This window comes from Streptomyces sp. NPDC044719, from assembly GCF_056433405.1.
In genome coordinates this window covers 680,942-703,117 of sequence record NZ_JBWKHE010000004.1, presented here as the reverse complement: position 1 = coordinate 703,117, position 22,176 = coordinate 680,942, and the positions used below count along the sequence as shown (strand labels likewise).

General features: G+C 69.3%; 16 protein-coding genes and 3 pseudogenes. 4 read left to right on the top strand and 15 right to left on the bottom strand.

The window, feature by feature from the left end; all coding sequences use genetic code 11:
- Nucleotides 1-27: 27 nt before the first annotated feature.
- The 3 genes from AC07DF_RS19205 to AC07DF_RS19195 form a co-directional block, all read right to left on the bottom strand.
- A complete protein-coding gene (locus AC07DF_RS19205) occupies nucleotides 28-1,509 on the bottom strand; it encodes a Na+/H+ antiporter NhaC family protein (protein WP_478972172.1) in 1,482 nt (493 codons plus the stop codon).
- A 173-nt stretch (nucleotides 1,510-1,682) separates the two neighbouring features.
- Entirely contained in the window at nucleotides 1,683-3,131 is a 1,449-nt protein-coding gene (locus AC07DF_RS19200; protein ID WP_478972169.1) for a M81 family metallopeptidase, read from the bottom strand.
- Nucleotides 3,132-3,384: 253 nt separating this feature from the next.
- Complete coding sequence (locus AC07DF_RS19195) at nucleotides 3,385-4,728, bottom strand: type III PLP-dependent enzyme domain-containing protein (RefSeq protein WP_478972166.1); 1,344 nt, start codon at nucleotides 4,726-4,728, stop codon at nucleotides 3,385-3,387.
- Between the two features lie 118 nt (nucleotides 4,729-4,846).
- Between AC07DF_RS19195 and AC07DF_RS19190 the strand changes: the two genes are divergently transcribed.
- Together AC07DF_RS19190 and AC07DF_RS19185 are read left to right on the top strand one after the other, a co-directional pair.
- The gene (locus AC07DF_RS19190) at nucleotides 4,847-5,878 is read left to right on the top strand and encodes an Lrp/AsnC family transcriptional regulator (RefSeq protein ID WP_478972163.1); all 1,032 of its coding nucleotides are present in this window, start codon (nucleotides 4,847-4,849) and stop codon (nucleotides 5,876-5,878) included.
- A 131-nt stretch (nucleotides 5,879-6,009) separates the two neighbouring features.
- Nucleotides 6,010-6,885 (top strand): annotated as a pseudogene (locus tag AC07DF_RS19185) (sodium:calcium antiporter); the annotation flags it as partial.
- A 55-nt stretch (nucleotides 6,886-6,940) separates the two neighbouring features.
- Here the strand turns inward: AC07DF_RS19185 and AC07DF_RS19180 are convergent.
- The 7 genes and pseudogenes from AC07DF_RS19180 to AC07DF_RS19150 form a co-directional block, all read right to left on the bottom strand.
- Nucleotides 6,941-7,364 (bottom strand): annotated as a pseudogene (locus tag AC07DF_RS19180) (DUF5655 domain-containing protein); the annotation flags it as partial.
- A gap of 9 nt (nucleotides 7,365-7,373) precedes the next feature.
- Nucleotides 7,374-8,024, bottom strand: a complete 651-nt coding sequence (locus AC07DF_RS19175) for a class I SAM-dependent methyltransferase (RefSeq protein ID WP_328337003.1) — start codon at nucleotides 8,022-8,024, stop codon at nucleotides 7,374-7,376.
- An 82-nt stretch (nucleotides 8,025-8,106) separates the two neighbouring features.
- Nucleotides 8,107-9,888 (bottom strand): tyrosine-type recombinase/integrase, encoded by a 1,782-nt coding sequence (locus AC07DF_RS19170; protein ID WP_478972160.1) that lies wholly within the window; start codon nucleotides 9,886-9,888, stop codon nucleotides 8,107-8,109.
- The gene (locus tag AC07DF_RS19165) at nucleotides 9,815-10,588 is read right to left on the bottom strand and encodes a hypothetical protein (protein ID WP_478972157.1); all 774 of its coding nucleotides are present in this window, start codon (nucleotides 10,586-10,588) and stop codon (nucleotides 9,815-9,817) included. Before AC07DF_RS19165 ends, AC07DF_RS19170 begins: the two co-directional genes overlap by 74 nt.
- Nucleotides 10,585-11,757, bottom strand: a complete 1,173-nt coding sequence (locus AC07DF_RS19160) for a tyrosine-type recombinase/integrase (RefSeq protein ID WP_478972154.1) — start codon at nucleotides 11,755-11,757, stop codon at nucleotides 10,585-10,587. Before AC07DF_RS19160 ends, AC07DF_RS19165 begins: the two co-directional genes overlap by 4 nt.
- Nucleotides 11,758-11,855: 98 nt before the next feature.
- Nucleotides 11,856-12,023 (bottom strand): annotated as a pseudogene (locus AC07DF_RS19155) (transporter); the annotation flags it as partial.
- A gap of 157 nt (nucleotides 12,024-12,180) precedes the next feature.
- A complete protein-coding gene (locus AC07DF_RS19150; protein WP_478972151.1) occupies nucleotides 12,181-12,456 on the bottom strand; it encodes a hypothetical protein in 276 nt (91 codons plus the stop codon).
- 1,264 nt (nucleotides 12,457-13,720) lie between these two features.
- Here AC07DF_RS19150 and AC07DF_RS19145 point away from each other — a divergent pair.
- On the top strand, nucleotides 13,721-15,109 hold the full coding sequence (locus tag AC07DF_RS19145) for an MFS transporter (protein ID WP_478972148.1): 1,389 nt from the start codon (nucleotides 13,721-13,723) through the stop codon (nucleotides 15,107-15,109).
- Nucleotides 15,110-15,156: 47 nt separating this feature from the next.
- On the opposite strand, the gene AC07DF_RS19140 is transcribed toward AC07DF_RS19145, so the two are convergent.
- The 4 genes from AC07DF_RS19140 to lnt all read right to left on the bottom strand — a co-directional run bounded on the left by AC07DF_RS19140 (nucleotide 15,157) and on the right by lnt (nucleotide 20,187).
- Entirely contained in the window at nucleotides 15,157-17,103 is a 1,947-nt protein-coding gene (locus AC07DF_RS19140; RefSeq protein WP_478972145.1) for a helix-turn-helix domain-containing protein, read from the bottom strand.
- Nucleotides 17,104-17,177: 74 nt separating this feature from the next.
- On the bottom strand, nucleotides 17,178-17,978 hold the full coding sequence (locus AC07DF_RS19135) for a 3-hydroxybutyrate dehydrogenase (RefSeq protein ID WP_478972142.1): 801 nt from the start codon (nucleotides 17,976-17,978) through the stop codon (nucleotides 17,178-17,180).
- Between the two features lie 54 nt (nucleotides 17,979-18,032).
- A complete protein-coding gene (locus AC07DF_RS19130; protein WP_478972139.1) occupies nucleotides 18,033-18,512 on the bottom strand; it encodes an NUDIX hydrolase in 480 nt (159 codons plus the stop codon).
- Between the two features lie 67 nt (nucleotides 18,513-18,579).
- A complete protein-coding gene (lnt, locus tag AC07DF_RS19125) occupies nucleotides 18,580-20,187 on the bottom strand; it encodes an apolipoprotein N-acyltransferase (protein WP_478972136.1) in 1,608 nt (535 codons plus the stop codon).
- 286 nt (nucleotides 20,188-20,473) lie between these two features.
- Here lnt and AC07DF_RS19120 point away from each other — a divergent pair, with 286 nt between their 5' ends.
- A complete protein-coding gene (locus AC07DF_RS19120; protein WP_478972742.1) occupies nucleotides 20,474-21,529 on the top strand; it encodes an O-antigen ligase family protein in 1,056 nt (351 codons plus the stop codon).
- Between the two features lie 39 nt (nucleotides 21,530-21,568).
- Here the strand turns inward: AC07DF_RS19120 and AC07DF_RS19115 are convergent, their stop codons facing one another.
- The gene (locus AC07DF_RS19115; RefSeq protein ID WP_478972133.1) at nucleotides 21,569-22,120 is read right to left on the bottom strand and encodes a hypothetical protein; all 552 of its coding nucleotides are present in this window, start codon (nucleotides 22,118-22,120) and stop codon (nucleotides 21,569-21,571) included.
- Between the last annotated feature and the right edge of the window lie 56 nt (nucleotides 22,121-22,176).

Below are 22,176 nucleotides of genomic sequence, written 5' to 3'. Positions count from 1 at the left end.
ACCTTCCGAGCGTGGAGGGCAGCTGTGTCAGCGCAGCTCGAAGATCAGGATGACGGCGTACAGCAGGGTCGCCGGAACAAGAATCAGGACGCCCGTGACGAGCAGGTTGCGCAGGTTCGACGACCGGGCCAGGCCCATCGCTCCCACCATGTTGCCGTTGGGGAACGGACCGTATGTGTCCAGCTTCGAGGCGAACAGCAGCACGATCACCCAGGCATTGGCGGTCACGCCGATGCTGGTCGCGAGGTCACCGAAGACCTGGTCGAGAAGGACCACGTGTGCGGCTGCCGCTCCAGGAGCGCCGAGCATGCCCAGCAGGGCTGCCACTGCCGCGAATGCCAGGGGGGACATCGAGCCGAGGTCGTCGTTGAACGTCGTGCGGAGCACGTCGAACGGCTTCAAGTGTTCGACGGCCATGAAGAAGACGGCCATCAGCCAGAACAGGAAGAACATCCTGAGCTGCGTAGAGGCTCCCCGAATCACGTGCTGCACTGTCGCAAGGACCGGCAGGCCGCCGGCGACACCGGTGACGACAGCGATCACCGGCAGGGCTAGCAACGGAAACGATGTACCGGCGCCGGCAGCGATGGCGTAACCGACGCAGACAGCCAGGGTGACAGCGAAGGCGACGGTCGCGTGGGTGCGCCGAATACCGGGGGTCGGCTCGTCGGTCTCGGCGAACTCGGAGCCGTCATATTCATCACCGGTGTTCTCGGTGCGCCGTTGCATCCTCGGGATGACGATCATGCCGCCGATGACAGAGAGCACGGCCAGGGGGACGGCACCGTAGAGCAGGTACTGCGGGTAGCTGACGCCCGCTGAGGTCATGATCGCCACGTTGGTTCCCGCGAAGGGGGCAACGGCCAGGCCCGCGGAGCCGCCCAGAAACATCATTGCCGCTGTTGCGGAACGCGTGAAGCCGAGACGGGCGGCCACCGGGAGCAGCAGCGGGGCCGCCACGGCCAGCGCTCCCGCCAGAGTGCCCAGCGCGGCGACCAGGACAAGGCAGACCAGCATGATGCCGAGGATGGTGCGTTTGGGACTTCTGTCGCCGGTCACCCGCAGCATGGACTTGACGATGGTGTTGGCGGCACCGGTGATGCGGAGAATCTCACCCGCGCCGGCGCCGAGCATGATGATCAAGCCGATCATCGTCACGGTTTCTGCGAGCGAAGCGCCGAACATGTCCCCGATGGCGCTGGGAGCCGGCAGGAGCATGAGCATCACGCTCATCACCGACACGGCTGTCGCGATGAGGATGTCCATCCCCAGCAGGGTGAGCAGTGAGAAGAAGACGACTGGCAGCAGGCCCCACAGCGTCGGTGGCGACGTCGCGATCCCTGCGATCAGGGAGCCAACCAGGCCGACAGCGGTTGTCGCAGGGACAAGGCGGCGCCCTTTGGGCTCTGACCGGTCTTTCGGGCCGAGCGCCGACTCGGACTCCTTGGTGGGGGACGTCGCTGCAGCGGTCGTAGGACCGGTTCGCGGACAGTCGTGCAAGTCGCTCATGGCGTGCCTCCGTGTCGGTTGGATTTTTGGCTTTCGAGCGGCGGCACGGAAGGTCCCTGCCGGGACATCGGTGCCAGGTGTGCGGGCCCGCAAGGGGCGCGTCGGTCGGTTGCCGAGGGGCAGTGCCACGTGGGCGAGGCCTGCGGGAGACCGGCAGTACGTGGGCGAGCTGCCTACTTCTCAGAGATCGGCCACTTGGGAAGCCTCGCCTTTTGATACGTCAGATCGCTCCACCGGGGAGTCGCCGAACCAGGCGCACCGACATACAAGACGTGGGGCGAGAGCCGCGAGAACGACTTGTAGAAGTGATGGGCGGACTTGACGACCACTACGGCCTTGTCATCGAGGGTGCACCCCAGTCCGGTGAACAGATCGATGTTCAGGGCCTGTGCCCGCTCGGATGTGAGCACGCACTCGATACCGTTGGCTTCCACCAGGGCGGCGTCCCCGACCGACAGAGGCTCTCCTGTCTGATTGGTCTCCGTGTGCTTGCGGCGCAGCGCCTTCACCCGGAAGACCTCGTCGACGGGGCTTCCTGACATGGGGCTGGTCTTGCCGCCGACGCGCAGCGGCAATCGCGCGCCCACGCCGGCTGCGAAGGCGGTCTGCACCGCCATCGGGTCCCACAGTGGTCCGAGGGCCACATTGGTGATCTCTCGTTCGATCAGCCGCTGCAGGATGAAGGTGGAGTCTCCGACTGCGCCGCTTCCAGGGTTGTCGGAGCGGTCAGCGAGGATGGCGGGCCTGGGGCGCTGACTCAGCGCGGCGTCGAGAGCTTCATCGACCATCAGGTACCGGACGAGGAACTCTTCCCGCAGGGAGATCAGTTCGTCTGCCAGTTGCTGTGCCGTCTTATGAGCCGTCGGCAGGTCTGCGTCCGTGTAGACGAGGACCTTCGTTCCCATGTCCGGCACGTCTCCTGTGGCGAAGCCCTGGATGGTGGACACGGAGAGCACGCCGCCCTGTCCTTCCAGGGCCTTCATCCGGGCGACGTACGAGAGGCCCGGCTCGCGGGAGGTGTGCAGGGGGATGACCATGTCGGTGTCGATGACGGCGGGAACCGGCCGGATCTCCCCGGCGAACGTTCTTGCACACAGGTCGACGAGCTCCACGGCCCTGTCCTCGATGTCCGAGTGCGGATACTCCTTGTAAGCGATCAGGACGTCGGCGTTGGCCACCATGGCGTCACTCAGGTGTGCGTGCGGATCGAGTTCGCATCCGATCACTGCATCCGGACCGGCCACCTCTCGTACCCGCGTGATGATGTCGCCCTCGCAGTCGTCGTAGCCGTCGGCGACCATGGCGCCGTGGAGGCCGAGGAGAACCACGTCGACGGGCAGACTGCGCCCCAGGTCCGCCAGGAGCTCGTCGCGCAGGCCCTCGTAGGCCTCACGGGAGACCAGGCCTGCGGGGTGGGTGTTGGCGAAGACCCCGTCGAGGATCGTCCACCCTTCCTGGCGGGCTCGTCGTTTGGCCACCGTCATGGGGGCGGAGTACCGGGTCATGTGCTCCGGATGCGTTCCTGCGGGAAAGTAGCCGTGCTCGTGGAAGGCGTCCATCCCGGTGGGCAGGGGCGAGAAGGTGTTCGTCTCGGTGCCGATCCCGGCGGTAAAGACACGCATGGTCATCCTTTGCTCACTCTGTGCTTGCAGTAGCGGCCAGTTCACGGAGGTACATGGGGCAGGAGCGCGCGATCCTGGACAGTCGAGTTCGGGCGTATCCAGCTGTGCTGGCGGCTCCTGGCTCGGTGCGTGGCGCACCGGCGGAAGCGGCGGCCGGTGCGCCGCGGCGCTGTGCGTGTCGGCCCGGCCCCGGCGCGAGGCGAAGGGACGTGGCCCGTGGGGCCACGCGTGGCGTGTGGTGCTTGAGGTGACTTCAGCGGTCCTCGGCGCTGTTGAGGGCCAGGAGGGCGTCGCGGTGTTCCGCGCCTGCCTCTGCGACGACTTCCGCCGTGGACTGGGCGGTGCGGATGGGGACGAAGCCCGTGCCGTCACCGGCACTGCTGAATCCGTGTACGGCCGGGCGGGGCAGGCTGTTGTAGGAGAAGTGGGACGAGAAGTAGTAGGCGCCGGTGTCGCGCAGGACCACCAGGTCGCCTTCCGTCAGCTCCGGCAGCTCGCGGCCGTGGGCCACGACATCGCCGGCGAAACAGCATGGCCCGGCCACGTCCTGGACCAGTTCGCGGCCGCGGCGGCGTCGGCCGCCGGCATCGTAGGCCTCTACTCGCAGCGGCCACGCCTGAGGCATGAACACGGTGCGCGTCGCGGTCTGCGCGCCGGCATGGGTGATGGCGATGCGCCGCCCGCCGGCGTCCTTGGTGTATTCGACCAGCGCGGCGATGAAGCCGTTCTTTGCCAGCAGGGACCGACCGAACTCGGTGACGAGCGAGTAGCGGCCGCTGAAGAGTTCGGGCACGCGCGCCCGCAACACCGCCACGTACTCCGTGTAGCTGGGGCGGACCGAGTCGTCGTCGAAGTTGACCGGCAGGCCTCCGCCGATGTCCAGGCTGGTTACCTGGCGCCGCCCGACGGCGGCGTTGATCTCTTCGGCGAGTTCATACGCCGCGCGCACGCCCTCGGCGATGAGTTCCAGCGGGCAGCCCTGCGAGCCGACGTGCACGTGCAGGCGCGTGAGCCAGGGTCGGGCGGCACATGCCGACACCACTTCGTCGCGCATGCCGGGATCGGCGAGCGGGACACCGAATTTCGAATTGGTGGAGGCCGTACTCATCGCACTGATCGACCCTGCTCCCACCTGGGGGTTGACGCGGATTCCCAGGACGGAAGCCGTCTGTGGCGTGACCAGTTGGTCGATCCGCTTGAGCTCGTCGAGATTGTCCGCGTTCACCGCCACTCCGAGTTCGAGCGCCTCGGCCAGTTCTGCGCGCGTCTTCGCCGGCGAGTCCAGAACGATGCGTTCGGCAGGAAACCCCGCGGCAAGAGCCTGTGCCAGTTCGCCCGGGCTGGCCACCTCGCAGCCGAGCCCTCTGGCTGCCAGCAACCGCAGCACCGGGACGAGCGGGCACGCCTTCGCGGCAAAGGCGTGCAGAACCGCGACCCCTTCGAACGCGCTCTGCAGTTCGCCGACCGTCGTGTGCACCCCGTCGATGTCGATGAACCCGGCCACCGGATGCGCGGCCCCGGTGAGTCCCGCCTCGACCGCGGCCCGAACGACCCGATCGAATCGGCCTTCGCTGGATGGCTGAATGTACTGGTCCATGGATGCGCCTTCCTGTTCGCGTCCCCCAGACTCACCCCACTGCGGCGCACCGGATCCTGGGCGCTGAAATTCGTCATATGTTCGCTGAATCAAGCCGAAATATTGCATACTCCGCTACATGACCCCCAGTGCCCTGCCTGATCCCGTCGTCGATGAGGTCGATCTCGCGCTCATCAACGCGCTGCAGGTGGCCCCACGGGCGACGTGGGCCGTCCTGGGCCGCACGCTCGGGCTCGATTCGGCCACCGTCGCGCGGCGGTGGCAGCGCCTCAGCGCGGCCGGTCTGGCCTGGGTGACCTGCACCGTGGGCCCGTCCGGGCACAGCGAGTCGTGCGTGGCGTACGTCCGCGTCGTCACGGCACAAGGTCACTTCGATGACGTGGCGACACGTCTCGTGGAGAATCCGGCCGTGCGCTACGTGCACCACACGACGGGAGCGAGTTCCCTGCTCTTGATGGTCGCCCGGAGAAGCCCCGCGGCCGTGGCCCACTTCCTGCGCGACGTCCTGGACGTCATGCCCGGCGTGCTGTCGTACCAGTCCGAGATCCGCACGGTCGGTTACAGCGAACCGAGTCGTTGGCGCCTGCGGAGTCTTGCCCCAGCGCAGCAGCAGACCCTCCAGGCGCCGACCGTCGAAGCCCACGGAATCAGCGTGGACGAGGTCGACCGATCCCTCTACGAGTTGCTCCAAACAGACGGGCGCATGGGCTTTACGGAGATGGCCGAACAGGCAGGCGTCAGCGAGGCCACCGTCCGTCGGCGGGTGAACCGGCTTCTCGCCAGCGGCTCCCTGCGGCTCAGATGCGAGGTGGCGCAATCGGTGTCCGGATGGCCGACGACCGCCATCCTGTGGGCGCGCGTACCGCCCTCTTCTCTCGACCAGGTCGCGCGTGCGCTCGTCCCGCGCCCCGAAGTCCGCCTGAGCTGCTCCCTGTCGGGTCCCGACAACCTGCTGACGATGGTGTGGCTACGAACCCCGGCCGAGCTCCCGGAGTTCGAACGCGTCCTGTCCGAGCGCCATCCGGAGTACACCGTGACCGACCGAGCCGTCTGCCTGCACACCATGAAACAGATGGGGCGCCAACTCGACGCGGACGGGCGCTGCATCCGCGCGCTCGCGATGAACCCGACTGCTTTCCCCGTCACCTGACCCCGCCGCGCTGGAGCATTGGGTAGGCCGCGCCACACCCGCGGACGTCTTGGCCGTGTACCGCGATCGGCTGCGAAGGGGAGTAGCCCCGCAATACCGGTCGTCGACACACTGGAGCCCACGGGTTCCCGGTGACCGGGCCCGTGATCGTTGAGACTGCGGGTGGGCGAGACCTTCGGCCCTTTGTCGACGACATTAAGTGCGTATCGGCGGGGTCGAAGACGTTCCGCCGCTCCTCGCGCCGCTCGTCCTTCGAGGCCCCGCCGGTGCGGGAAGGCTGGACGAGTCCCGTGATCCATTTCGTATTGCTCATCGCCTGCGCTGTGGCGATCTACTTCTCCTGCGAGTGGTTCGTCAATGCCCTGGAGTGGCGGGGCGAGCGCCTCAACGTCAGGAAGATGGCGGTCGGAACGATCCTGGCCGCCTTCGGTACCGCCCTGCCCGAGTCCGTGGTGACGCTGGGCGCAGTGATCACCGGCGCAACCGAGGAGGCAAAGAACATCGGCGTCGGTGCCGCGATGGGCGGTTCACTCGCCCTGGCGACCGTCGCCTATGGCATCACCGGCACCATGCTCCTGCTCAAGCGCCGCAAGGAACGTGCCGCCCTCCTCGCCACGGTGGGCGGTGGCGGAAGCGACGTCGCTCCGCCTGACAGCGAGGCCCTCGGCGACGCGAAGGACCTGAAGCGCCTGGCCAAGGACCAGCAGTGGTTCCTGCCGATCTTCATCGTCAAGATCGCGCTCGGCCTGGTCGCCTTCGCCTTCGCCTTCAAGACGACGCTCGGCCTGTTGTTCTTCGCCGCCTACGCCGTGTGCTTCTGGCGTGAGATCCGCAGCAGCAAGGCGGCCGAGGACGACGAGGAGCTGGAGCCGCTGAAGTTCCAGCCCGGCAAGGCTGCTCCGGCCACGTGGGCCGTAGTGGCCCAGACCCTGGCCACCCTCGCAGTGATCTTCTTCGCCGCCCACTTTTTCGTGAAACAGCTGGACGTTATCGGCCCCATGCTCGGCTTGTCCGCCACCGTGACGGCACTGTTGCTGTCGCCGATCGCCACCGAGCTCCCGGAGCCCGGTACTGCTTGCGCTCAACACGGTTCACACCGTCCTCGAGCCCGAGCAGCGCCTCGTCGACCACGCCCGCCAGCTCCACCATCGACGCGCCATCGACGTCGGCCGTCGCCCTGGCAACCGCCCCGCCGACGCGGCTGGCGTGCCACCTGCACGCCGCCTCTCACGGACGCCACGGTCTCAAGCCCGAGCAGGTCACTGCCGAAGAACTGGTAGCGGACCAGGTCGATCGCTCGCCGGTGCTCACGCACGGCGTGGGCGTCATAGCGGGTGAAGTCGCCGGCGATACAGATCAGGCGCGGGCCGCTCCACAGCACCTGGGACCTGGCCGACACCCCGAGCCGGTCGCGGACCAGGTTCCGGAAAGCGTCCTTGTGCGCCATCAACCACGACATGTAATACAGGCCCTGGTTGATCATCCCTTCTCTGAACTACCGGTAGGGCTTGCGGCGTGCGAAGAGAAACGCTTGTGATGCTTCCTGATCCGGGTTGAGCAGCATCTGGGCCTCGACCTCGAATCCGGCGTCACTCAGCCAGGTTGCCACCTGGTCCGGCTGGCGGCGGTGGACATGGATCTTCATCGGGTGACCGCCGTAGCCCTGTGTCTTCACCTGCGATTCGTCGCCGACGTGAAACAGGAGCTGTAGCGGTCCGCCTGGACGCAATGCTCGGTGGAAGTGCCGGAACACGGTCGGAACCTCGTCGTCAGGGACGTGGATCAGCGACTGCCAGGCGATCAGGCCAGCCACTGAGGCGGCCGGGAGGTCCAGGTTCGTCATCGAGCCCACTTCGAACCGCAGGCCGGGGTGGTCGCGCCGAGCGGCGTCGATCATCCTAGGCGACAGGTCGATGCCGAAGGCGTCGACGCCGAGCTCGTGGAGGTGGGCGGTGACGTGTCCGGGGCCGCAGCCGACATCAGCCACCGGCCCGCCGCCCGCGGCCCGCACGCTGTCGGCGAACAACCCCAGAGCCGCGCGAAGGTACTGGTGTCCGGCGATGGCATCGCGTACTTGGACGGCATAGTTGACCGCGACCGTGTCGTAAGAGGTTCGGGTGTCGGCCAGCCAGTCGTTCGTGGTCATGACCGGCACGGTAGTCCGTGATCACGATGGACGGTAAGTAATGAGACAGCAGGCGGGCTTGAGGAACGCTTCATGGGCCGGCTCAGGGCTCGCTCACATCGCTGGTGCGGGCGACGATCTGATCCAGTGTGGGGATGCCCAGGAAGACCGTGGACCCTTGGCGCCTTTGTTGTGCGTCAAGTTGGGCGAGCTTCTCCTCCGCTCCAGCAAGGCTCACCTGCAGCCCTTCCACCTCGCCGAGCCAGCCTTCGCGTTCGGCCTCGGCGATGCGGGCGAGGAGGTTGTCGCGAATCTCGACGAGCCGGTCACGTTGGGCGGGGTCGGGCCAGAGCATCGGGCAGCGAACGCAGGCGTGTTCGTGAATACAGGGCGTGCCGAATGCGCGGCCGCAGGCGCCGATGGACACTTTGCGCCGCTCGAAGTGGCCGAGGAATTCCTGCCATTCATCATCGGTGGGGACTCGGTATTCCTCGCTGGGACGCAGAGACCGGCGGCGGGCGAGGAAGGCCATGTGCGCTTGGATTGCCTCTTCGGGATAGACGGCTTTGTAACCGAGAGTGACGTTGATGTCCTGATGGCCTGCGATGACCTGAGCGATGTGTGGCGGAAGTCCGCTGAGGATGGCGTCGGTGATGAACAGCCGACGGAAGTCGTGCGGTGTGTAGCGCAGTGGGTCGCCAGTGGTATCGGCAAGGCCCGTGGCGATGAGGGCCTGGTCCAGCATCGTGCGGACGGTTTCGTCGGTGAACGCGCGGTCCTCGCCGGAGATGCGTCGTTGGAACAGCAACGGGGCTGGCGCCTGCCACTCGCATTCGCGGCGGTCCCAGGAACGGACCCTGGGAACCGCGCCGGTGCTGTCCCTGGCTCGGCAGATGATCGCGCTCAGGACGTCGGCGAGCTCGGGGCTGACCAGCAGCAGCCGCTCGGTATCCGTCTTGGATGGCACGATCTGCAGGAGGGGGACGAGCTCACCGGTGGTGGGCAGCCGGTATTGGACCAGGCTGTGGTGGCTGAGCTCGAGTAGTTCTTCGATGCGGATGCCGGTGGCCCGCAGGACCTCCACCGCGGCCCAGGTCCAGAAGGCCCGCTCGTCCTCAAGCCCCAGATCCCGGCGCTTGCCGGTGTCCGGATCCTCGGCCCAGATCCGGCCGGCCGTTCCGTACGGAACCACGGCACGTACGAGTTGCTGACCGGCCGCGGTGAACACCTCGCCGGGGCTAGCATGCCGGGCGGCTTCTAGCGCCGCTGCAGTGTCCCTGCGACGCCGGTCGACCGAGCGGACGAGGATGGGCAGGACCGGCAGGCGCTCGCGGGTGCGGGCGTCCATCCGCGCCTTGCGCCGTCGTTGGTGTTTGCGATTCTCCAACTCGTCAGCTCTCACGGGGCTCGGGGCCACCCATGGGCCCCAGCGGCCGGGCTCTTCCAGGGCCCACTGAGCGATATCGAGGTAGAAGGCCCGCACCTGGGTGAGCGTGTCCCGGTGATTGAGCCTCTCGACCTTTGCGCTCGTGCACCGGCCGTCGGGACCGGTGACGGTCTTGTCCTTGGTGCGACTCCTCTGCTTCCACTGCTCGATGACGTCCGGGGCAAGGCGGAGGCTGTCGGCGCCGGGATGGTGGTGCTCGATGTCCTGCCAGAAACACTTGCCGAGATGGTAGGAGAGGGACCTCAGGCTGTTGTAGTCCAGCGCGGGCTGGCGTTCACGCAGATAGTCCACCAGCAGGTCACGGACGGGGCGGCAGATCAATTGGTAGCGGTCGATCAGCTCCTCCGGAGTGCGCTGTCCCAGGTTACGGACCGCGCGCAGATTCTGCGGGGCGTCGTCTCCGAAGGCTCCGAGCTGGTGCAGCAGGCGGTAGAACACCTCGGTCCCCGCCATCGCCCGCTTGAGCACAACGGCTTGGGTCTCGAGGAGTATCCAGGACGTCGCCGATAGTGATGCCGGCCAGCGTGCCGCCCTTCGCCGCGAGGATGAGGGCGCTGCGGCAGAGCGTCGTGCTGACGGCGCCCGGCCGCACGCCCTGGGCTTGGGAGCCCAGCTCCCGCAGGCGCTCAAAGCCGCGCGGATCACGGCTGTGTGCCATGGAGCGGACCAGCACTCCTTGGCGGCTGGCTCCGGCGGCCAGCCAGTCCACCGACGGCCGCAGCAAGTCGGCGCTGATCACCGTCGTCAGGGCCCGGCCCACTACCGGCATACGCCAGGCTGCCTTCAGGCCGCGCTCGTGAAGCCACTGCTTGATCACCGGCCGCCAGACGGCGCCGGCCTGCTCGATGCCGCTGGCCTGCCACCGTTCCTGCCAGGTCTGCCCGGGCTGGTCTTCCAGCCAGTCCAGCACCATGACGATGCCGTGCTTGTGGTGCAGTTCGCTGCCAGCGTTCTCCAGCGTGTAGGGCGGACGGGACAGCACTCGGGCCGCCTCGGCGCGCGAGCGCTCGGTGCCCGGCCAGCTGTCAGGAACGGTCCGGGCGGGGAAGCGCTGCTGGGCGGCCATTGCGCGGTTGCGCCCAGGCGAAACCCCGTGAACCAGGGAGCGGTCGGCGCGTGCCGACAAGGTGGTGGTCATAGGGCACTGGCTCCGAACAGCACTTCGAGGCTCTCCGGCCGGTAGTCGGCTGCGGGAGGGGGTGCGATGCGGGCGGCTGCCTGCCGCGTCTGTTCGGGGTGGTGGGCCAGCTGCCGCTGGATCACCACCTCCTTGCGGGGCGTGAGGTAAAGCTGTGTCGTGGTCAACTGGGCGTGACCAAGGACGAATTGGACATCAGTTAGGGGCAGGCTGGGATCCTCGGCCATGCGGTAGGCGGCGGTGTGCCGCAGCGCATGCAGCGTCGCGGACGTGCCGGCCTTGGTGTTCGCCCGTTCGAACATGCGGTGAACCGCGTGGTAGGTCAGCGGTCTCGATGGTGAGCGCAGAGTCCACCACACCGGGAGGCGCTGCCCGCGTGGGATCGCATCGTCCATCTCCAGCTGGTAAAGCCGCAGCCAGACGAACGCATCGGTCGAGGCAGGGAGTTCCTGGACTTCTCGGGTGCCCTTGCGGACCACCGAGATCAGCTGGCGTCCCGGATCGACGCCCGCCTGCCATGTGCTGAGCAGTTCGCTGGCCCGGGCGCCGGTCGAGACGTAGAAGGCGACCAGCGCCCGGTCCCGGTGCGACGGGAGCCGGGCGAAGATCTCGTTGAACTCCTCGTCAGGGACGCTGCGGGGCACTCGCTTGGGCACCCTCGGCCGGTAGAGACCGGTGCGTTCGTTGCGGGGCGGATCCATCGGGTTGCGGTGGGCGTGGGCCCGCCGACCGCGACACGTCCGGTCCAGCGGGAACGGGTTGAGGAGCGGCCCCGTGCCGGTGTCGCGGTGGAAGTCGTAGAAGCTCCGCAGCACTGTCTCGCTGTGCGCTCGTACCGGCGGTGCGTAGGGCTTCCCGCCCGCAGCCCATCGGCCCGCCTCGCTCGGGCGCCGCCAGTGTGAACGCCTCGGCTGGCCGGCGATCTGAAGCCAGCGGGAAAAATCCCTCGCATCGATCCGACTTGCCCGGTCCCACGACACCTCGACAGCCCACAAGAAGCGGAACCAGCGCAGCAGATCCATCCCGTAGGAACGGGCCGTCGCCGCCGAACGACCGGCTCCCTGCAGATCCCTCAGGAAGGCGCCAGCTCCCTCGACCGGTTGTCCGGCCGGGTCGATGAGCCGGTAGGGATCCCACGGATCATCCATGGCCACCAGCTCCCCGACCAAGGGTACGGACAGGGCTGACAGATCTCTCGATGCCTCCATGGCCGACTCAACGACGCCCCCACTGCAAGGTCACTGACCTGCGGAAACTCCGCCAGTAGTTCAGTCAACAGGTCGGTAGCGGTGCCGCGCTTGTACTCGACGACCACCGGCGCCCCGTTCTCGTCCTGCCCCAACGAGTCGATCCGTCCGCCGTCAACACAGGCGATGACGTATTCGCTCGCCAGAAACCGCACCCCCAGCATCGCCTCCATGTGCGCCTCGACCAGACAGTAGACGGATGCACCCCATCAGGGGAGCTGACGGTGAACGTCTTCCAGGAATTTCCAGCCAGCAACCGTATGGCGCTTGCGCACGAAGGGACTGGGTGGCACAACAACCTCGACCGCATCACCCCGGACGTGGAGCAACCCGATGCCGTAGAAGTCAGCGCGCATCACGGCCTCGTTCTTGCGCCGCAAACGTGCCATCGATCAATACGGAACGAGCAGTGAAAGGTGTGAACCGCTCGGCCCGCTCCATCGCCGATTCCCAGCTGCGTCCGGGCACGAACACCATGTCGACGTGGACCGGCTGGGTTGCCAGACGGGTAATCAATTCGTCGCGTCGAACCACCGCCCCTTTTGGCAGGCACTTCAACGCTCGACGTTCCCTGCCGCTCAGTGATCCGGCAGGAACAGGCTCGCCGAGTGGCAGCGCCATCAAGAGGTTCAGGGCATCCGGTCGCGTCAGGGCATACCCGCAGCCGCCCGTCGCTCCCGCTCTCGCGCCTCGACTCGGTAGGCCGCAACGACTCTCGCTCCCTCGGCTTCAACAACCGCCAGGTCCGCACCGCGGGGTACGAGATCTCCGGGAGCCAGCGCTCCCGCAACCACACCCAAGGGCTCTCGTGCCACGATTGCCATCGATCAACCCGCTCTCGTCCTGCACCCGACGCTCCCCAGCAGGGCTGTACGCACTCATCCTTACCGCTTGCCCCGCGCTACCGGAAGCAGCCTCAACAACAAAGCCAGCGGACCTCAACCGCCCCTCGACACAGGGACGCGTCCCAACCGAACGGCAACGCTAGTACGGACACCCGTGCGACCATCGACCAACTCCCCGGATAGCTCCGCATCGGTCATCCGCTGCCCTCTCGCTGCAAAATTTGCACCCACAACACGTCGTGGACAAGCGACTGCGATCGTAGCCGTGCCGCGCCATGATGCCTACACCTGTTCGAATCCTTGGACGCGCGCCCCGACCTACCGGAAGCATCCGCTCCCAAGCTGCGGCCGACCAGCGCCGCGCCAGCGGCCCCGCAGGCCGAGGGAGGCAAGCATCTGTCACAACCGTGTCACCAACAGCGTCGACGCACCTGGACCGCGAAGACCAAACTCGCGCGACCGGCGTCGAACGGAACCACGTGGCGTCAGAAGGTCTTGCCTACCTGCGCCATGTGGTAGCGCGAAGCCCACTCGCTAGCACCACGGGCTCACCAAGATCCGGACCAGGCGCGGACCAACTCGGCTTCGAAGCAGATGATTCCTCCCCATACCGCAGGTCAGAAGCAAGCCAAGCGTGTACCACCAGCAGACCAAGAACCTGCTTTGACGAACGCGCGCGCCACGCCCAGGCACAGCGCCTTGCCCACGCACGCAGAGGCTGAGCGACGAGGACGGCTCGGTTCCTCACGCAACGACTCAGAGCCGATCAATCCCAGATGTCCGAGTTCAACAGAGCGTAGTCAGCACCAAGTCAGCACGGGAGTCACCGCACCGTCAAATCATCCCGAACTACGCGTCCCGGGCGGCGCTCACTTCGACCCCTTCGAGCCCCTGAACCGCCCTTCTGCGAGCTGACATGGTGGGCACAGGCATAGCCAGCCCTCGAACTATGTTGCCCCGCCACATGTGCCCCTGACCTGCACGTTCCTACCGTGTGCGAACACGTACCCGTCCCCACCGCACACGAGGAAGTGGCGCCCATGACCTCCGCACCCACCGCTCCCCCACCCCCCGCCAGCCTCAAGCGCATCGTCACCGCCAGCCTCATCGGCACCACCATCGAGTGGTACGACTTCTTCCTCTACGGTTCCGCCGCCGCGCTTGTCTTCAACAAGCTCTTCTTCCCGGACTCCGACCCGCTCGTCGGCACGCTGCTGTCGTTCCTGACGTACGCGGTGGGATTCGCCGCCAGGCCCCTCGGCGCGCTGGTGTTCGGGCACTACGGCGACCGGATCGGGCGCAAGAAGCTGCTGGTGCTGAGTCTGCTGATGATGGGCGGGGCGACCTTCGCGATCGGGCTGCTGCCGACGCATGCCACGATCGGGACGGCCGCGCCTGTCCTGCTCACCGTGCTCCGGCTGGTCCAGGGGTTCGCGCTCGGCGGTGAGTGGGGCGGTGCCGTGCTGCTGGTGTCGGAGCACGGGGACGCGCGGCGGCGCGGGTTCTGGGCCTCGTGGCCGCAGACCGGGGCGCCGGCGGGGCAGTTGCTCGCGACCGGTGTGCTGTCCCTGCTGACCGCCGTCCTGTCGGACGCCGCGTTCGGCAGCTGGGGCTGGCGGATCCCGTTCCTGCTCTCCGGGGTACTGGTGATCGTCGGTTTGTGGATTCGTCTGTCTGTCGATGAATCGCCGGTCTTCAAGCAGGCGTTGGCGCAGGCCGAGGCCCGCAAGGCGGACCGGGGCGCGGAGGCGGAGAAGCTGCCGCTCGTCGCCGTGCTGCGGCACCACTGGCGTGACGTCCTGGTCGCGATGGGCGCGCGCATGGCGGAGAACATCAGCTACTACGTGATCACCGCGTTCATCCTCGTCTACGCCACCACCTCGGCCGGTGTCTCCAAGCAGACCGCGCTCAACGCGGTGCTGATCGCGTCGGCGGTGCACTTCGTGGTCATCCCGGCGTGGGGCGCGCTGTCCGACCGGATCGGTCGCCGTCCCGTCTATGTGATGGGTGCCGTAGGTGTCGGGCTGTGGATGTTCCCGTTCTTCTCACTGATCGACACCGGCGGCTTCGGCAACCTGATCCTCGCCGTCACGGTGGGACTGGTGCTGCACGGCGCGATGTATGCCCCCCAGGCCGCGTTCTTCTCCGAGATGTTCGCGACGCGCATGCGCTACTCCGGAGCGTCCATCGGCGCGCAGTTCGCCTCGGTCGCGGCGGGCGCGCCCGCGCCGCTGATCGCGACCGCGCTGCTGGCCGACTACGGCAGCTCCACTCCGATCGCCCTGTATGTCATCGCCGCCGCCGTGCTCACCGTCGTAGCGGTGGCGGCGGCCAAGGAGACCCGCCACCGGGACCTGGCCTGCGTCGTCCCTTCCGCCGACGCGGACCGCACGACGGCCGCCCCGGCGGCGGAGGCCCGGCCCAGCTGATCCCGCCGGCCCAGCCCCCGTACGTCCGTGCCGGTCACGTACGGGGGTCAGTGCTGTCCCGGCTCCGACAACCGGTGTAGACACAGGGCGAGTTGGATCTCCAGGGCGCGGGCCGGGGTCTGCCAGTCGTCGCCGAGGAGGCGGCCGACCCGCTCCAGGCGCTGGGCGACCGTGTTCACATGGACGTGCAGTTCGTCCTTGGTGCGGGCGGGGCTCATGCCGCAGGCGAAGTACGCGTCGAGGGTGCGCAGCAGCTCGGTGCCCCGTCGTCGGTCGTACCTGACGACCTGGCCGATGGTGCGGTCGACGAAGCCGGGTATGTCCCGGTCGCCGGCCAGGAGCAGTCCCAGGAAGCCGAAGTCCTCAGCGGCGGCCCCGTCCCCGGAGCGGCCGAGCAGCCGCAGGGCGTCGAGGCAGCGCCGGGCCTCCGCATAGGCCGTGGCCACGGCGTCGGTGCGGGTGGCGAGGTCCTCAGCGGGGGCGGAGGCACCGACTGTGACCGGTGACGGGACCGCTGTGCCCAGCTGCCGGGCGGCGCGGCGGGCGAGGTCGGTGGCGCTGTCGCCGGGGCCGAGGGGCAGCAGCAGGACGGTGCCGCCGTCGCGCGCGGCGGCCAGGCCGTGCCGGGTCGCGGCGAGGTGGGAGGCCGCGGCCGCGAGGCGTCTGCGGGCGTCCGCCTCCTGGTCGGCGTCGGCCGCGACGCCTTCGAGGCGCGCGGCCAGCACCACGTGGACGGCGTCGAGGTCGGCGTGCAGACGGGCCGCGCGCTCCCGCAGCAGGCGCGGGTCGCGGTCGCGGGCGTCCAGCAGATCGTCCAGCAGTTCGCCGCGTACGCGCTGTTCGGCCTCGGCGGCGGACCGGCGGGCGAGGAGCAGCAGGGAGGTGACCATGGCGGCCCGCTCCAGGGTGCGCTGGTCGACGGGGTCGAGCCCCGGGTGGCCCCGCAGCACGAGGGCGCCGAGCAGTTCCCCGCCGGCGGCGACGGCGGCGATCCAGTCGTCCTGGAACCGCACGGCGTGCCCCTCCGCACGGGACGATTCCAGGGCCTCGGCCGGCGCGGCGGAGGCCTCGGCGAAGACGACCGTGCCGTCGAGGACCTCGGAGACCGCTGCGGCCACGTCGTGCACCCCGCCGCCCCGCAGGACCAGTTCGGCGAGCCGGTCGTGCACGTCGGAGGCTCGCTCGATGACGCCGCTGCGGTCCCGGATGATCTCGTTGGCCAGCTCCAGGTCGGCGAGGGCGGACCGGGTCTCGGCGAGCAGGTTGGCGGTGTCGATGGCGGCCGCCGCGAGGGCGGCGAAGGAGCCGAGCAGGGCGATCTGCTCGCGCTCGAAGACGCGGGCACGGCGATCCGCGGCGAACAGCACGCCGATGACGTGGTGCCCGAGCATCAGAGGTACGCCGAGGATGGCCACGAGCCCCTCGTCCCGCACTCCCGCGTCGATGGTGAGGGTGTGCTGGAAACGGTCGTCCTTGAAGTAGTCGTCGGTGACGTAGGGGCGGGCGGTCTGCGCGACCAGGCCGCCGAGGCCCTCCCCCATGCCGAGCCGTAGCTGCTGGAACCGGGCCGCGACCGAGCCCTCGGTGACCCGCATGTGGGTGTCGCCTCTCACCGGATCGTTCAGGCTGAGGTAGGCGACGTCCGTGCCCAGCAGCGACCGGGCGCGCTGCACGATCGCCTGGAGCACGGCGTCGAGGTCGCGCAGCCCGGCGAGGTCGTGGGCGGTCTCGAACAGGGCGGACAGCTCGGCCTCGCGCCGACGCCGTCCTTCCAGCTCCGAGCGCACGCGCAGGGCGAGCGGCTTGGCCCGCTGGAGCGCGGCGATCCACTCCGCGGACCGGCCTTCGGCGCGCGCGAGCAGCACCGGCTGCTCGTAGGCGTCGGCGGAGGCACCCCGGGCCAGCAGCTCGAGGAACGGCGTCTCGGCGTCGGCCGGCGGTGCTTCGGCGGCGCCGGCGGAGCGCTCGGCTGACTGGGCGTGATCGCTGGACATGCTCACAGGATTCACCATGACCGGGCCGTCCCGTCAGCCCTGTGGACAACGCGCGGACCGACGAGGGCAGGAGGTCAATGGGCGGTCCAGCCGCCGTCGAGCACGAGCGAGGTGCCGGTCACGAAGGACGCCTGCGGACCGCACAGATACGCCACGGCCTCGGCGACCTCCTCCGGTTCGATGAGCCGCTTGACGGCGCTGTCCTGCAGCAGCACCTCGGACAGGACTCGCTCCTCGGGGATGCCGTGTGCCTGCGCCTGGTCGGCGAGCTGCTTCTCGACCAGTGGGGTACGCACATAGGCGGGGTTCACACAGTTCGAGGTGACACCGTGGGGTGCGCCTTCGAGGGCGGCGGTCTTGGAGAGTCCTTCCAGGCCGTGTTTGGCGGCCACATAGGCCGACTTGTAGGCCGAGGCACGCAGCCCGTGTACGGACGACACATTCACGATGCGGCCCCACCCCTGTCCGTACATGTGGGGCAGGGCACCGCGGATGAGCCGGAACGGTGCCTCCAGCATCACGGTGAGCACCAGGTGGAAGGCGTCGGGCGGGAACTCCTCGATGGGGCGCACCAGCTGGAGCCCGGCGTTGTTGACGAGAACGTCGGTGCCGGCGGCGGCGCGTTCGGCGGCGTCCAGGTCGGTGAGGTCGAGGACGTGCGGTTCCAGGGTGCCCGCGAGGTCGTGGCCCTGTTCGGCGAGCGTCTCCAGGCCGGAGGCGTCGCGGTCGACGGCTCTCACCTCGGCCCCGGCGGCCGCGAGCCGCAGCGCGCAGGCGCGGCCGATGCCGCCGGCGGCGCCGGTGACGAGCGCGGTGCGGCCGCCGAGGTCGAGCGAGGAGGCGTGGGGAGCCGGGGAGACACGGGGCACGGTCATGTGTCGACCTTAGGAAGCGTCCCTGCCTCACCCCATATGGTCACGGCCCATAGTTCAGCCGGAGGCAGTGGGGTCGAACCACGTGGGGGCGTCCGACACAGCCTGCTTGATCCTGAGCAGGCCGAACTCGTTCAGTTCGGGCAGGGCGTCGACCTCGAACCAGCCCACGTCCAGCGACTCGTCGTCGTTGACCCGTGCCTCGCCGCCGACGGCCCGGCAGCGGAGGGTGATGTCCATGTACTGGCAGGTGTCGCCGTTGTCGTACGTGACGGGGTTGAGCGCCTGGACGAGGACGACCCGTTCGGCGACGCAGTGCACGGCCGTCTCCTCGTGGACCTCCCGCACGGCGCAGGCCGCGGGCTCCTCCCCCGGGTCGGGGATGCCGCCGATCACGGACCACTTGCCGGTGTCGGACCGGCGGTTGAGCAGCACTCTGCCCTCGTCGTCGAAGACGATGGCGGTGACTCCGGGGAGCCAGAGGAGCTGATGGCCGGCCGATGCGCGGAGGGTGCGGATGAAGTCAGGAGTAGCCATGGCGACGACCCTAATCGGCCGGTCGCGGTGCCCCACGCGATTCAGGCAGCGTGCGACGGGCGTACGGCTACACGTCACCTGCGCGTCGTCCACGCAGACCGGCGCCGACGGCCCACCCCAGGCCGCCGGCCGCGACCAGCACGAGGGCGATCTCCGGCAGGACTCCGAGCCGTGTCGCGGGGGTCTGGGAGGACCGCAGCGGCACCTTCTGCACCAGTGAGTCGGCGACGAACATGCCGGTCCTCTGCGTGATCTTCCCGTCCGGCATGATCATCGCGCTCACGCCGCTGGTCACCGGCACCGTCACGGTCCTGCTGTGCTCGACCGCACGGACCCGGGACATGGCGAGCTGCTGGTAGGTCATCTCGCTGCGGTCGAAGGTGGCGTTGTTGCTCGGCACGGAGATCATCTGGGCGCCGTCGGTGACCTCGGAGCGCACGGTCCAGTCGAAGGCTGCTTCGTAGCAGGTGACGAGCCCGACCTTGGCGCCGTCCATGGTGAACACGCCCGGCTCGGTGCCCCGGCTGAAGTCCTGGCGGACCATCGCCGTCCAGTTCTTGTTGATCGCGCCGATGAACGAGCGCAGCGGCAGATACTCGCCGAACGGCTGGATCTGACGCTTGTCGTAGGTGTCGAGGGGGCCCTTCGCCGGGTCCCACAGGATCTGCTCGTTGTACAGCTTGCCGTCGCGCTCCACTACGCCGCCGACCGAGATGGGCACGCCGATGGCCTTGGCCGCCTTGTCGATCACGGCGCGGGCGTCGGGGTTGGCGAAGGGGTCGATGTCGGAGGAGTTCTCCGGCCACAGCACGAAGTCGGGCTGGGCGGCCTTGCCGGCCTTGACCTCCGCGGCCAGGCGTTCCGTCTCGCGCGCGTGGTAGTCGAGCACGGCCCGCCGCTGGGAGTTGAAGTCGAGGCCGGCGCGGGGCACGTTGCCCTGGATCGCGGCGACGGTCACGCTGCCGTCCTCGGCCTTGTCGCTGACCAGCGTCCGGGCGGCCACCGCCCCGAGGACCGGGACGCCCAGGCTCAACACGGCGACCGCTGCCGCCAGGTGCCGCACGACCCCGGTCGCCCGCCTCTCCAGACCGATCCGCACGGCCTCGTACAGCCCGAAGCCGCACAGGACCACGGCGAAGCCGAGCACCGGGGTACCGCCCACGGCCGCGAGCGGCAGGAACACGCCGTCGGCCTGCCCGAACGCGATCTTCCCCCAGGGGAAGCCGTCGAACGGCACGCGCGCGCGTGCCGCCTCTCCGGCGATCCACACAGCGGCCGCCCACACCGGCCAGCCGGGCAGCTTCGACACGGCCGCGACGCCCGCGCCGACCAGGGCGACGAAGATCGCCTCGATGACGACCAGGGCGAGCCAGGGGCCCGGCCCGACCTCCACTCCGGTCCACACCAGCAGCGGCAGCAGGAAGCCGAGGCCGAAGAGATAGCCGAGGCCCAGTCCCGCCTTCCAGCTCCGGCCGCGCAGCACCCAGCCGAAGACGGCGAAGGCCGGCACGGCCAGCCACCAGAGGGTGCGGGGCGGGAAGCTGACATAGAGGAGCAGGCCGGAGAGCGCGGCTGTGGCGGCCGGAGCGAGACGCCGGGCCCACGTCCGCGCCCGGGGCGCGTTCCGCGGCTCCAACTGGTCCGACTCGCCGACGGAGGTTGCGGTGACGGTCACTCCCGGAGTCTAAGACGAGTGACCTTGAGGCCGACAGCGCGGTCCACAAGGCGGCGGCACCACGCCGTCGGGCGACCGCGCGGGGCGTCGTCCCGCGTCCGCGGCATCGTTCCCTCTCATTTCGTCACGACACATCCACAAACCGCCCACCAGCGGCTACGGTGTGCCGAAGTCTCAGTCGTGCGGCCGGTGGCGGCCCGTGCGGCCGGGGTCTTCACAGTCGGGGGCGACGTGGTGCGGGGGGCGGGGCGGAGTGGGTTCACGTGGGCTGACGTCCGCGTCCGGGCTGGACGCGGACGGCGAGAGAAGAATCGTTTCCGATGCGGCGGGCGTCGTGGTCCTGGGGGCCTGCGCCGGCTGGTCCCTGATCACGGCCGCGGTGCACGAGGGCCGGCCCGAGGGCGTGCTCCTCGCGGTACTGGCCGTGGCGGCCGGGTACGCCGCGGGACGGATCGGCGGGGCTCTGCTGCCGGTCGGCGCGCCGTGCGCCGGGGCGCTGGCGGGTGTCGCGCTGACCGTGGCCGTTCCGCACCTCGCCCCTGGTCCGCAGATCACCACGCCCCTGGGACACGCCGGGGCCACAGCGGCCGTGCTGACGCTGTCGGCGGGTGCCGCGTGCTGCGCGGCCTGGGCCGCCGCCGCTCCGGCCGCCCGGATCGCCCTGCGTCTGGTGGCCGCAGGAACCGCGGTGCTGGCGGCCGTGCTGGGCTCGACCACCGGCTGTGTCACCTGTGCGGCGGTGCTGTTGTGCTCGCTCGCCGCCGGCCGCACCCGTCACCGCGGCGCCGGCCTCGCCGTGCTGGCCGCGGTCGCCGCCCTGGTGGCCTGCCTGGCCTGGGCGGTCGCCGCGCGGGCCGTGCCGGGCGGGTTCGTGGCCGCCCTCGAAGGGCGGCTGACGCCGCACCGCGTACAGCTCTGGGAGGACGCGTGGCGGTTGCTGCGCGAGGACGCCGCCCTGGGGGTCGGCCCGGGCCGCTTCGGTGAGCTGAGCACGACGGCCGCGCAGTCACTGGTGTCCGACGGCAAGCCCCACTCGGCGCCCCTGCAGCAGGCGGCCGAGCAGGGCCTCGTAGGTGTGGCCCTGCTGGCGGCGGCGTTCGGCTGGGTGCTGTACGCCCTGTGGCGCGGCCCGCGCCCGACGCCGGTGGTGCTCACCGCGGGCGCGACCCTGACGGCGCTCGCAGCCATCGCCGCGATCGGCAACGCGCTGAGCTTCACCGCGGTGTCGGTGGGGGCGGGCCTGCTGGCGGGCATGGCCACGGCACGCCCCTGGGCGGACGAACGGCCGGACCGGGCCCCGGACACCCACCCGCGCGGCGCCGGACGCGCACCTGCCTGGTGACCGGCCGCCCCGGTGGTCACGGCCGCCGGACCACCGCCCTCAGTGCGCGGGAGCGCCCGGCTTCGTGGGCCGCAGCCGTGCTTCGATCACCTGTACGGCAGCCTCCGCGTCGTCCACGGTGATCGTGAAGGTGTGTCCGTCCCACAGCTCCAGCACGACGCCCTCGCCCTGTCGTACGACCACGGCGGTGCCCTTCTCGGGCCGCCAGCGGTAGCCCCAGCCGCCCCAGTGGCGGGGGGTGACGTGCGGGAGGTACGTGGCGCCGGCGACATGGGAGAGCGGGATGCGGCGGCGGGGCAGGCCGATGTGGCCGCAGCGCACCTCGAGGTGCTCGTCGTCGACCCGGAGCGCGACGTGCACGAAGGCGAGGGTGCCGAAGAGGACCAGCAGCCCGGCGGCGATGCACCCGACGACGGCCATGACGAGCGCGGCGCCGGACGTCCACGCCGAGTCGACGGCCAGCTCGATGCCCAGCGCCATGCAGGCGGCGCCGACGAGCGCCAGCAGCCACTGGACCCGGTTGGTGGCACGGCCGGTCCAGACATCGGTGTGCGAGTGGGGGGCGTTCTCGCCGTGGGGGTGGTCCCTCATGCATATGAGGTTACTCAGGTTTCGCTCTGCCGGTACCTGGTGGCGGAGCGTGACTG

Bases quoted from the DNA above. Each gene is read 5' to 3' on its own strand.
- AC07DF_RS19205 (WP_478972172.1), bottom strand. From the start codon at position 1,509: ATGAGCGACTTGCACGACTGTCCGCGAACCGGTCCTACGACCGCTGCA.
- AC07DF_RS19200 (WP_478972169.1), bottom strand. From the start codon at position 3,131: ATGCGTGTCTTTACCGCCGGGATCGGCACCGAGACGAACACCTTCTCG.
- AC07DF_RS19195 (WP_478972166.1), bottom strand. From the start codon at position 4,728: ATGGACCAGTACATTCAGCCATCCAGCGAAGGCCGATTCGATCGGGTC.
- AC07DF_RS19190 (WP_478972163.1), top strand. From the start codon at position 4,847: ATGACCCCCAGTGCCCTGCCTGATCCCGTCGTCGATGAGGTCGATCTC.
- AC07DF_RS19175 (WP_328337003.1), bottom strand. From the start codon at position 8,024: ATGACCACGAACGACTGGCTGGCCGACACCCGAACCTCTTACGACACG.
- AC07DF_RS19165 (WP_478972157.1), bottom strand. From the start codon at position 10,588: ATGACCACCACCTTGTCGGCACGCGCCGACCGCTCCCTGGTTCACGGG.
- AC07DF_RS19150 (WP_478972151.1), bottom strand. From the start codon at position 12,456: ATGGCGCTGCCACTCGGCGAGCCTGTTCCTGCCGGATCACTGAGCGGC.
- AC07DF_RS19145 (WP_478972148.1), top strand. From the start codon at position 13,721: ATGACCTCCGCACCCACCGCTCCCCCACCCCCCGCCAGCCTCAAGCGC.
- AC07DF_RS19140 (WP_478972145.1), bottom strand. From the start codon at position 17,103: ATGTCCAGCGATCACGCCCAGTCAGCCGAGCGCTCCGCCGGCGCCGCC.
- AC07DF_RS19135 (WP_478972142.1), bottom strand. From the start codon at position 17,978: ATGACCGTGCCCCGTGTCTCCCCGGCTCCCCACGCCTCCTCGCTCGAC.
- AC07DF_RS19130 (WP_478972139.1), bottom strand. From the start codon at position 18,512: ATGGCTACTCCTGACTTCATCCGCACCCTCCGCGCATCGGCCGGCCAT.
- AC07DF_RS19115 (WP_478972133.1), bottom strand. From the start codon at position 22,120: ATGAGGGACCACCCCCACGGCGAGAACGCCCCCCACTCGCACACCGAT.